The sequence below is a fragment of the Mesorhizobium sp. M7A.F.Ca.CA.002.05.1.1 genome, from assembly GCF_003998335.1.
GTDB lineage: Bacteria > Pseudomonadota > Alphaproteobacteria > Rhizobiales > Rhizobiaceae > Mesorhizobium.
This window is the reverse complement of sequence record NZ_RZQI01001539.1, coordinates 1-649: the sequence shown is the minus strand read 5'-3', so window position 1 is coordinate 649 and position 649 is coordinate 1. Positions and strand designations below refer to the sequence as shown.

Annotated in this window: 1 protein-coding gene; it reads right to left on the bottom strand. The window is 63.8% G+C overall.

The window, feature by feature from the left end; all coding sequences use genetic code 11:
* On the bottom strand, nt 1-649 hold a 649-nt coding region (locus EN939_RS36905), incomplete at both ends, for an EAL domain-containing protein (RefSeq protein ID WP_164751632.1).

The window sequence follows — 649 nt, the reverse complement described above, 5'->3', positions numbered from 1 at the left end:
GGCCTTGACCGGCCGCGCCGAAGGCGTTCCCACGGCAGGAGCCGACGTGTCGACGGCAGCAGCGACAGGCGCCTGCCTGGCCTTGTCGAAGACGCCAAAGCTGGTCGGCGCCAATTCGGGCCGCGCCAGCACGAAACCCTGCACCATCGACGCACCCGATTTCTCGGCGAGCTCCAGTTGCCAGCCCTCCTCGATGCCTTCGAACACCGTATGGATACCTTGCTCCTCGAAGTTCTTCACCATGGTGGTCAGCAACGCGAAGCCGGCGCCGGACTCCATCAGCTGCGTGATCCAGTAGGCATCGAACTTGACGATATCCGGCTTCAATTCCTTGACCCGATTGATGTCGGAATCGTCCGCGCCATAATCGTCGACGGCGATGCGAAAACCGTTGGCCCTCAGTGCCGCGACGAAGCCATGCAAGGCTTCCTGCGACGCCGACCGCTGCTCGGTCACCTCGCAGACGACGCGACGCGGGTCGATGCCGGCCTCGTGCAGCACGAGCCGCATTTCGCGCAAGGCAGCGTCGGCAACGGCGCGTTCGGTGAACACTGACGGGTCGAAATTGACGAAGATCGATGCTTCCCGCGGCAGGCAGGCACCGGCGTTGAGAAGATGCAGCGTCCTGGTCAGCGCCTCGATATGCAGC